The sequence below is a fragment of the Aquabacterium sp. genome, from assembly GCF_048860245.1.
Lineage (GTDB): Bacteria > Pseudomonadota > Gammaproteobacteria > Burkholderiales > Burkholderiaceae_C > Aquabacterium.
In genome coordinates this window covers 1-10,377 of the sequence record NZ_JBLIZW010000021.1, presented here as the reverse complement: position 1 = coordinate 10,377, position 10,377 = coordinate 1, and the positions used below count along the sequence as shown (strand labels likewise).

The 10,377-nt window shown below is 60.6% G+C and carries 5 protein-coding genes and 2 pseudogenes; 6 read left to right on the top strand and 1 reads right to left on the bottom strand.

Annotation, left to right across the window (positions count from 1 at the left end):
• Positions 1-138 precede the first annotated feature (138 nt).
• From ACMV18_RS02170 to ACMV18_RS02160, 3 genes and pseudogenes are all read left to right on the top strand, one after another.
• Positions 139-1,494, top strand: a pseudogene (locus tag ACMV18_RS02170) (PrkA family serine protein kinase); the annotation flags it as partial.
• A 41-nt stretch (positions 1,495-1,535) separates the two neighbouring features.
• The gene (locus ACMV18_RS02165) at positions 1,536-2,855 is read left to right on the top strand and encodes a YeaH/YhbH family protein (protein WP_420816509.1); all 1,320 of its coding nucleotides are present in this window, start codon (positions 1,536-1,538) and stop codon (positions 2,853-2,855) included.
• The gene (locus ACMV18_RS02160) at positions 2,852-4,396 is read left to right on the top strand and encodes a SpoVR family protein (protein ID WP_420816508.1); all 1,545 of its coding nucleotides are present in this window, start codon (positions 2,852-2,854) and stop codon (positions 4,394-4,396) included. Before ACMV18_RS02165 ends, ACMV18_RS02160 begins: the two co-directional genes overlap by 4 nt.
• Positions 4,397-4,414: 18 nt before the next feature.
• On the opposite strand, the gene ACMV18_RS02155 is transcribed toward ACMV18_RS02160, so the two are convergent.
• Positions 4,415-6,415 (bottom strand): DUF1631 family protein, encoded by a 2,001-nt coding sequence (locus ACMV18_RS02155; RefSeq protein ID WP_420816507.1) that lies wholly within the window; start codon positions 6,413-6,415, stop codon positions 4,415-4,417.
• Positions 6,416-6,730: 315 nt separating this feature from the next.
• On the opposite strand from ACMV18_RS02155, the gene flhB reads away from it, so the two are divergent.
• The 3 genes and pseudogenes from flhB to ACMV18_RS02140 form a co-directional block, all read left to right on the top strand.
• A complete protein-coding gene (gene flhB / locus ACMV18_RS02150; protein ID WP_374256083.1) occupies positions 6,731-7,915 on the top strand; it encodes a flagellar biosynthesis protein FlhB in 1,185 nt (394 codons plus the stop codon).
• Entirely contained in the window at positions 7,912-10,020 is a 2,109-nt protein-coding gene (gene flhA / locus ACMV18_RS02145) for a flagellar biosynthesis protein FlhA (RefSeq protein WP_420816506.1), read from the top strand. The genes flhB and flhA overlap by 4 nt, the downstream gene beginning before the upstream one ends.
• A pseudogene (locus ACMV18_RS02140) lies at positions 10,017-10,377 on the top strand (flagellar biosynthesis protein FlhF); the annotation flags it as partial. The gene flhA and the pseudogene ACMV18_RS02140, both read left to right, overlap by 4 nt.

Here is a 10,377-nt window from a genome sequence, read left to right as displayed (position 1 = left end):
CCATTGCGACGGGTACTCAGCCCGGTGCTCTTGCACCATGCGCACCGCTCGCTCACGAACCTCAGGGGAAAACTTCGGGGACTTCTTCATGGCTCCATTCTCCAGTGTTGGAGCCTCCGCGAAACCCGGGGCGCTTCATTCAGGGTGGTCAAGCGCTATCCGAGCGTGCTCAAGCAAATCGGGATTGCCAAGACCGAACCGGGCGATGAAAACAATCAGGACATTTCAAGCCTGGTGGGCAAGGTCGACATCCGCAAACTGGAGGCCTACGCCCAGGACGACCCCGATGCCTACAGCTATTCGGGCGGGCTGTGTCTGGCCAACCAGGGCCTGCTGGAGTTTGTCGAGATGTTCAAGGCGCCGATCAAGGTGCTGCACCCGCTGCTGACGGCCACGCAAGAAGGTAACTTCAAGGGCACGGAAGGCTTCGGGGCCATCCCGTTTGATGGCGTGGTGCTGGCGCACAGCAACGAGAGTGAATGGAAGGCCTTCCGCAACAACAAGAACAACGAGGCCTTCCTGGACCGGATTTACATCGTCAAGGTGCCGTACTGCCTGCGGGTCAGTGAAGAGATCAAGATCTACGAGAAGCTCATTCGCGGGTCCTCGCTGGCGCAAGCGCCTTGCGCGCCGGGAACGCTGAAGATGATGAGCCAGTTTGCCATCCTGACGCGCTTGAAGGAGCCCGAAAACTCCAGCATCTTCAGCAAGATGCAGGTGTATGACGGCGAGAACCTGAAGGACACCGACCCCAAGGCCAAGTCCATTCAGGAGTATCGCGACTATGCCGGGGTGGATGAGGGCATGAGCGGCATCTCGACGCGCTTTGCATTCAAGATCATCTCCAAGGTGTTCAACTTTGATCCGGCAGAGGTGGCCGCCAACCCCGTCCATCTGATGTACGTGCTGGAGCAGCAGATCGAGCGCGAGCAGTTTCCTGCCGAAACGGAGCAGAAGTACATCTCGTACATCAAGGAGATGCTGGCACCGCGCTACGCCGAGTTCATCGGTAAGGAGATTCAGACTGCCTATTTGGAGAGCTATTCCGAATACGGTCAGAACATCTTTGACCGGTACGTGACGTATGCCGATTACTGGATTCAGGATCAGGAATACCGCGACACCGACACGGGTGAGAACTTTGATCGTGCGGCGCTCAATGCCGAGCTGGAAAAGATCGAAAAGCCCGCCGGCATTGCCAACCCCAAGGACTTCCGCAACGAGATCGTCAATTTCGTCTTGCGTGCGCGGGCCAACAACGGTGGCAAAAATCCCTTGTGGACCAGCTATGAGAAGTTGCGGACGGTGATCGAGAAGAAGATGTTCAGCAACACCGAAGAGCTGTTGCCGGTCATCAGTTTCAATGCCAAGGCCAGCGCAGACGAGGCCAAGAAGCACGAGGATTTTGTCAATCGCATGGTGGACAAGGGCTACACCGCCAAGCAGGTGCGCTTGCTGTGCGAGTGGTACTTGCGCGTGCGCAAATCGTCTTGATTTCCTGAGGCTTTCTGACGCTGCGCAGAAAGGGCGCCATGATGCGGCAACACATCATTGACAGACGATTGGCGGGCAAGAACAAGTCCGTCGGGAATCGTGAGCGCTTCTTGCGTCGCTACAAGACCCAGGTGCGCGAGGCGGTGCAACGCGCCATCAATGGGCGCAGCATTCGGGACCTGGAAAAGGGCGAGGACATCAGCATCCCGAAACGGGATCTGTCCGAGCCGGTTTTTCAGCATGGGGATGGCGGCTTTCGGGAGGTGGTGCATCCGGGCAATCGGGAATACGTGCGCGGGGATCGCATCGATAAGCCACAAGGCGGTGCGGGGCAGGGGCGTGGGCAGGGCGATGCCAGCGACAGCGGTGAAGGCGAAGACGACTTTGTCTTCACGCTGAGCAAAGAGGAGTTCATGCAGGTCTTCTTCGAAGACTTGGCGTTGCCCAACCTGGTCAAGACGGCCCTGGCCGAGGTGCCTGACTGGAAGAGCCAGCGGGCGGGCTTTTCCAGCGATGGCACGCCCAACAACCTGCATGTGGTGCGCTCCATGCGAGGCTCGCTCGGTCGGCGCATTGCGTTGGGCGCCAGTGCCAAACGCGAACTGGCCGAGCTGGAGCAGGAACTGGCTGAATTGGCGGACGAGGCGTCGGTCGGGGCGTTGGCTGCTGAGGGCGGAGATCCTCTGGCAACCGCGCGACGTCTGGATCGCATGTCGCAACTGACAGCGCGAGTGGCGCATTTGAAGGGACGGCTCGCAGCGATTCCCTATCTGGACCCGATTGATCTGCGCTACCGCAGTCGCATCAAGGTGCCGGTGCCCACCACGAAGGCGGTGATGTTTTGCGTGATGGACGTGTCAGGCTCCATGGATGAGCAACGCAAGGAGCTGTCCAAACGGTTCTTCATCTTGCTGTACCTGTTTCTGACACGGCATTACGACAAGATCGAGCTGGTGTTCATTCGGCACCATACGCAAGCGCAGGAAGTGAGTGAGCAGGAGTTTTTCCATGCCACCGAGACGGGCGGCACCGTGGTGTCCAGTGCTTTGGTCCTGCTGGATCAGATCATCCAGGCGCGGTACCCCGCCAGCGAATGGAACCTGTATGTGGCGCAGGCCAGCGATGGCGACAACTGGCATCAGGACTCCAGCCGCTGCAGCGAGATCCTGGCGCAGAAGATCTTGCCCCTGGTGCGGTACTACGCCTACGTGCAGGTGGCGCAGACCGAACAGAACCTCTGGGACGAGTATCAGGTGCTGGATGAACAGTACGCGCACTTTGCCATGCGCAAGGTGTTGGATGCCTCGCAGATCTATCCGGTGTTCAGGGAGTTGTTCAAACGGGAAGGGGTGGCCGCATGACCCTGTTGAACCTGCCCAAGCCTTTGCCCGGTCCGTCAGACTGGTCCTTTGAGTTGATCGAGGACTATCACGACGTCATCCGTGCCACGGCCGAACGCTATGGGCTGGACACCTATCCGAATCAGCTGGAGATCATCACCGCAGAGCAGATGATGGATGCCTACGCGAGCGTGGGCATGCCGGTGAACTATCGCCATTGGTCCTATGGCAAAGAGTTCATCGCCACCGAAAAGAACTATCGCCGTGGCTTCATGGGGTTGGCGTACGAAATCGTCATCAATGCCAATCCATGCATCAGCTACCTGATGGAAGAAAACACCATGGCCATGCAGGCGCTGGTGATCGCGCATGCAGCGTATGGGCACAACAGCTTTTTCAAAGGCAACTACCTCTTCAGGATGTGGACCGATGCGGGGTCCATCATCGACTACCTCGTTTATGCCAAGAACTACGTGGCGCAGTGTGAGTCGAGGCATGGACTGGACGCGGTGGAGCAGTTGCTGGACTCGTGCCATGCCTTGATGAACCATGGCGTAGACCGCTACCGTCGGCCGGGCAAGTTGTCACTGAACAAGGAGCTGGCTCGCCGAGAAGAGCGTGAGGCTTACTTGCAGCAGCAGGTCAACGACCTGTGGCGCACCTTGCCGCGGCGCGCAGATCGGCCAGAGGAAGAGGTGGTCAAGCGTTTTCCGGCCGAGCCGCAGGAAAACCTGTTGTACTTCATTGAGAAGCATGCCCCGCTGCTGGAGCCTTGGCAGCGCGAGATCGTGCGCATCGTGCGCAAGGTGGCGCAGTATTTCTATCCGCAACGGCAAACGCAGGTGATGAACGAAGGCTGGGCCACGTTCTGGCATTACACCCTGCTCAATACCCTGTATGACGATGGCTGGTTGACCGACGGCATCATGATGGAGTGGCTGCAGTCGCACACCAATGTGATTTACCAGCCACCTGTCGGTCATCGGGCTTACAGCGGGCTCAATCCCTACGCGCTGGGCTTTGCGATGTACACCGACTTGCGTCGCATTTGTGAAGCGCCGACCGATGAAGACCGACTCTGGTTTCCGGATTTTGCGGGGTCTGCCGCCGGCACGGACAAGCGTGAGCATGCCTGGGTGAAGACCTTGGACGATGCCATGCGCAATTTCAAGGACGAGAGCTTCATCGGGCAGTTTCTCTCGCCCAAGGTCATGCGCGATTTCCGACTGTTTGCCATCCGGGATGAGGAAGAGGCTTCGGCGTACGAGGTCAGTGCCATCCACGATGAGCGTGGCTACCGGGCGTTGCGCGAAGCCTTGTCGCGTCAATATGACTTGGGTTCACGCGAGCCCAATATTCAGGTGTGGAGCGTGAACCTTCGCGGGGATCGCTCCTTGACCCTGCGGCACACACGGCACAACGACCGCCCGCTGGGCGATGGGACGCGCGAGGTGCTCAAGCATGTGGCGCGTCTATGGGGCTTTCCGGTGCATCTGCACAGCGTGCACGGCGATGGCGAGGTTCGCCAGCAGTGGACCATCGTGCCCAGCGACGCGTTTTGATGCGTCAGTGCGCTGGGCTCAGCGTGGGAGGGATTCGATCAATTGATCGGCGGCAGTCTGCACGGCGCTGCGGTCTTGCAGTTCAGTGGCCAAACCTTCATTGCGCAGGCGAATCAAAGCCTTGCGGGTGAGTGTCACCAGTTGATCTGTGCGCTCCAGTGTCACGACAAAGAAGTGGCGGTGCTCACTGATCCAGACCACGCGTGCGGTGGACCAATGGCCGCGTGTCGTGAGCTTGCACCACGTGCCAATTTGCAAGTGGTCGACCCATGCTGCAGCCGAAGCTTCGGCCGCGCTGCTGTCATGATCTTCCAGTCCCATGGGGATGGTGGGCAGGTCATCGACGCCGGTGTCCAGCGCATCCGAGCGACTGTGAAGCCATTGCGACTCGACATGCTCCTCACGCATCTGCTGAACAATTTCCTCGGGTGTGAGTTCAGGCCGAGGGCGTGGTGGGCTGCGCAGAAAACGACCATGCACGGCCATCAACTGTTCCATCAGTGTGGCGCGGGCGTGCGGTGGCATGTCGATGAGCGCCATGCCCTTGCGCAACGTGGCGGTGAGGTCGGGGAGCAAATCCCGCAGTTGCTGCTTGGCTTCCAGCGAGGTGGGGTGCTGCAGGCTGTCGATCAGCTCGTCCACCACATTGACGAGGCATTGGCTTTCGTCCTCACCCAGCTCTTTGCTGGTCATGGCAAGGATCATCACCTCTACCCAGGGACCACGCAAGAAATCGCCCACTGCCAGTGGCACCGTCCGATTGCTGAGCTGGTGCTCGACCTGCTCCCGCAGCAGCGGGCGCAGGGTTTCCTTGTGATCAGCCTCGCGCAGTGTTTCAAGCTCGGCTTCCCGATCTTGGAGCAATTGCGCGTCCTGCTTTTCAATCAGCGCACGCACTTCTTGTCGTGCAAGGTCGTAATCAACGCCGACCGGATTGGGCAAGGCAATCAGCCGGTTGATCAACGGCTGAACGCCAGAGAGGAACTGCTTGAGCGAGACATCGTCTTGCCGGCTGAAGCCCGCGACATACGCCAGCATGTCGTTGATCAGCTGCCAGCCAGGGTGATCGCCACGGCTGAGCAAGCCGGAGTCGTTCACGGCCAACTTGAACAGCGCAGGCTGCAATTGCCGGACCATGGGCTGCACCGTGGGTTGCGATGCTGTCTGCGCCACCATTTGCTCGAGCAGATGACTGAGGCCGGACAGGGCCTGCAGATCCACTTCATTGGCTTGGCTGGAGGCCAGCAGGGCGGTCAGTGCCGGGTCGGGGCGTTGAGACGGTGCTTTGGCGGGGAGCCGGTGCAGCAGGGCATCCAACTGGCCGGGCTGTGTGACGTCGACCTGCTGATTGGGCGCACTGGCTTGCACCATGGCCCGGTAAGCCAAGGGTTGCACACCTTGCTGTTGTACGCGGTGAATCAGCTGGCTGTAGGTTTCTTTGAGTTGCTTGGCCAGCACCTGTCCCGCCACGCGCAGCAACAGTTGCCGGGGTGGGGTGTCCAGATTCAGCACGCGGGCGGCATCACTCAAGGCCTGGGCATAGACCTCTGGACGCAGTGGGTTGGATTCGGCGCGGAGATCTTTTTCACCCAGCACCGCTGCACAACAAGATTGCCACTCGGCCAACTCCCATTCGGCGTCGAGCTTGACCAGTTGCACGATCCGTGAGGTTTCGACCGTGGCTTCGGCCTCGTCGTCGCTGACCAGGCTCAGCTCGCTGATCGAAATTCGGGACGTTGACGTCGGCAGGCGCATGTCTCGCGACAGTTGCGACAGTGCCTCAAGAATCTGGTTCTTCAAGCAATGCGCCACCGCTTGGTCAAACGCATTGTGATGAATCTGAAGGGCTTCGGCGACCGTGAAAATCAACCTGCGATCCATGGCCGTGTTCAATTCGGCAGACGAATTGCGCAGCGCCGACAAGGTGCCTTGGCTGATGCGACGAGCAAAGTCCGCCGCCGTGTCAATCACGTGGTCGCATTGCGCTTTCAGCAGTGGTGCGATGTTCGAAGTGGGCACGGCGTATCGAGGGCTTAGACCAGGGCCTTGTAGCCAAGTGTGTTCAGTCTGTCGGATTGTGAAACAGGCAGGGCGCGAACCAAGTGCACATTTACCCGCTTGTTTCAGCCTTTGGAGTCCAGTGTGGGGCAAGACACAAGGTGTGAGAAGGGCTTGGCGAACAGCGTGTGACATAAGTCACGTTCGATGGTTGGGTCAGGGTCACACCTGTCTCTGTCAAGGCGCGAAATAGGGCGTGCCGAACCCCGCTTATCTCGCTCAAGAATTTTTGGTGCTGGCCAAGAATCGCTGTCATCCAGCCGTATTCCCACCACCATGTCCGACGACAGCTCACAAGACAAACAGTTACCCGCCTCGGCGCGGAAACTGGAAAAAGCCCGCGAAGAGGGCCAGGTCGTCCGTTCGAAGGACCTGGGCCACTTCCTGGTGGTCTTGGCTGCGACCGGGGTGCTGATGGGGCTGGTGCCGGTCTGGATGAGCCGCATCCAGGATCAATTGCACATGGGCCTGCGTTTTGACGCGCGCACCGTGGCCACCCCTGAAGTGATGACGGAGCGACTGTGGGTGTGGAGCACTCAAGCGCTCTACATCATCGTGCCGTTTGCGCTGGGCATTGCCCTGGCGTCGGTCGCGGCCAGCGTGCTGGCAGGCGGCTGGGTGATGAGCTTCAAGGTGCTGATGCCCAATTTTGGCAAGCTCAACCCCATTTCCGGCTTTGGCAACCTGCTGTCCAAGCAGCAACTGATTGATGCGCTCAAGGCCAGCCTGCTCGGGCTGATTCTGGGGGTGGCGGGCGCCATGTTTCTCTACAAGGCCTGGCCCAGCATGGTGGATTTGCTGGCGCAGCCCTTGCCGGCGGCCATTCACACCCTGGGGATGACCATGGGCGAGGTGCTGGGCTCGATGCTGCTGGTGATGGCGGCTTTTGCTTTGCTGGACTGGCCGCTGCAGAAGTTCCTGTTTGCCCAGCGCATGCGCATGAGCCATCAGGACGTCAAGGACGAATTCAAGCAGCAAGAAGGCAACATGGAAGTCAAGGGTCGCATCAAGCAAAAGATGCGCGAAATGGCTCGCAAGCGCATGTTGGCTGCCGTGCCCACGGCCGATCTGGTTGTGATGAACCCGACCCACTACGCCGTGGCACTGAAGTATGACGAGGCCACGATGGGCGCCCCACGCGTGATCGCCAAGGGCGTCGACCTGCTGGCGCTGAAGATCCGCGACGTGGCCACCGAGAACCGCGTGCCGGTGCTGGAAGCGCCGCCGCTGGCACGTGCGCTGTACGCCCATACCGAAGTCGACATGGAAGTGCCGGTGGCGCTGTACAGCGCTGTCGCACAGGTGCTGGCCTATGTGTTCCGACTGCGTCAGGCCCTGTCCGGGCAGGCGCCGCTGCCGGGCAATCTGCCTGACTTGGCGGTGCCCGACGAGATGGACCCGCATCACCCCGCATCCCGCAAGAACAAGAACAACACCTCTCCCACGGAGCTTGAAGCATGAACCCCTTCCTGCAAAAACTCCAGGCCATCTTCGGTGGCTCGAACAAGAACCTGCAGGCCATGGCCGCCCCCGTGGTCGTGGTCGCCGTGCTGGCCCTGATGGTGCTGCCGCTGCCGCCCTTCGTGCTGGACCTCTTCTTCACGTTCAACATCGCCACGGCCTTGATGGTGATGATGGTGGCGGCCACCATGCTGCGTCCGCTGGACTTCGCTGCCTTCCCGTCGGTCTTGCTGTTGACCACGCTGCTGCGTCTGTCGCTCAACGTGGCGTCGACCCGTGTGGTGCTGCTGGAAGGTCACACCGGTGCGGGCGCGGCCGGTAAGGTGATCGAGTCCTTCGGTCACTTCCTGATTGGCGGCAACTTTGCCGTGGGCTTGATCGTGTTCGCCATTCTGGTGGTGATCAACTTCGTGGTGATCACCAAGGGTTCCGAGCGGATTGCTGAAGTCAGCGCCCGCTTCACCCTGGACGCCATGCCCGGCAAGCAGATGGCGATTGACGCCGACCTCAATGCCGGCTTGATTGACGAGGCCGAAGCCAAGCGCCGCCGTCAGGAAGTGGGCGAAGAAGCCGAGTTTCACGGCTCCATGGACGGTGCCTCCAAGTTCGTGCGGGGCGATGCGATCGCCGGCATCCTGATTCTGTTCATCAACATCATCGGTGGTTTTGTCATCGGGGTGGTGCAGCACAGCCTGTCTCCCGGCGAGGCTGCCAGTTCCTACGTGCTGCTGGCCGTGGGCGACGCGCTGGTGGCGCAGATCCCCGCACTGCTGATCTCGGTCGCGTCGGCGATGGTGGTGTCGCGCGTGGGCAAGGACCAGGACGTGGGCGGCCAGATCATGGGTCAGATGTTCACCAATCCCAAGGTCATTGGGGTGGTGGCCGGCATCATTGGTTTGCTGGGGGTGATTCCAGGCATGCCGGCGCTGGTGTTCCTGCCGGTGGCGGGGGGCATGGGCTATGGCGCCTGGCGTTTGCACGAGAAGCAAGAGGCCCAACGTCTCGCACCCAAGCCGGCCGAGAAGCCCGCCGCCGAAGCGGCCAACCCGAATGGCGAAGCCACCTGGGAAGACCTGCAGCCCGTGGACACCCTGGGCCTGGAAGTGGGCTACCGCCTGATCCAGTTGGTGGACAAGGACCGTGGCGGTGACCTGCTCAACCGCATCAAGGGCGTGCGCCGCAAGTTTGCGCAGGAAGTGGGCTTCCTGCCGCCCTCCGTGCACATCAAGGACAACCTGGAGTTGCGCCCCAGCTTCTACCGCATCACCCTGCGCGGGGCCGTGGTGGGTGAGGGCGAAGTCTTCCCCAACATGCTCATGGCGATCAACCCCGGGCATGTGACGAACCCCATTCAGGGCGCCTCGGCGACCGACCCGGCCTTCGGTTTGCCGGCGGTGTGGATCGAAGAACGGCAAAGGGATGCCGCGCAAATGGCGGGCTACACGGTCGTTGATCCATCGACTGTCGTCGCGACACATCTCTCACACTTGATGCAAATGCATGCAGCCAAGTTGCTGGGACGGGTAGAGACCCAACAGCTTGTGGAGCATGTGACGAAACTGGCTCCCAAACTCATCGAAGACGTGGTTCCCAAAATGGTCGGCATCCCCATCTTGCAAAAAGTCCTCCAGCTGCTGCTGGAAGAGGGTGTGCACATCCGTGACATGCGCTCCATCATTGAATCGCTGGCGGAAAACGCCTCGGCGGGTAGCAATGTGGCGCAGGATCCGGCCGAACTGGCCCGCCGTATTCGCATTGGCCTGGCTCCTGCCATCGTGCAGCAGATCTATGGCCCGGTTCGGGAGCTGGACGTCATCGCGATCGAGCCTGATCTCGAACGCCTGCTGACCCAGGCCCTGACTTCGCCGAGCGGTCCCATGCTGGACCCCGGCGTGGCAGACCACCTCACACGCCAGGCGGCTGATGCCACCCAGCGTCAGGAAAACATGGGTCACCCCGCATGCCTGCTGGTGCCGGACGCCATCCGTCCCAGCGTGGCTCGCTTGCTCAAGCGCGCAGCCCCTCGCCTGAAGGTGCTGGGCCACAGCGAGATTCCTGAGACCCATTCGATTCGCATCGGTACCCTGATCGGAGGCCACGCATGAACGTCAAACGCTTTATCGGACGGAACAGCCGTGAGGCCATGCAAAAGGTCAAGGCTGCATTCGGTGACGACGCCGTCGTCCTGTCCACCAAGCCCGCTGCCGAAGGCGGTATCGAAATCCTGGCCATGGCCGGTGACAGCGTGCCCGCCATCGACGCGTACGCAGTCGAAGGTGTGGAAAAGAGCGCGGTTCGCAGCAAAGATCAGCCTGCGGAAGTGCCTGCGCCCAAGAAGGCCGCCAGCCAGGACGCTCAGCCTGTGCGCTCCGCCATGGCCAATCTGGCCAGCACCGTGCAAGACGATGTGAAACAACTGGCCATGAGCACCTTGTCCTTCCAGGACTACGTGCGCGAGCGCA

Excerpts from the sequence above, each read along its gene's own strand:
- ACMV18_RS02165 (WP_420816509.1), top strand. The coding sequence starts at position 1,536 with ATGCGGCAACACATCATTGACAGACGATTGGCGGGCAAGAACAAGTCC.
- ACMV18_RS02160 (WP_420816508.1), top strand. The coding sequence starts at position 2,852 with ATGACCCTGTTGAACCTGCCCAAGCCTTTGCCCGGTCCGTCAGACTGG.
- flhB (WP_374256083.1), top strand. The coding sequence starts at position 6,731 with ATGTCCGACGACAGCTCACAAGACAAACAGTTACCCGCCTCGGCGCGG.
- flhA (WP_420816506.1), top strand. The coding sequence starts at position 7,912 with ATGAACCCCTTCCTGCAAAAACTCCAGGCCATCTTCGGTGGCTCGAAC.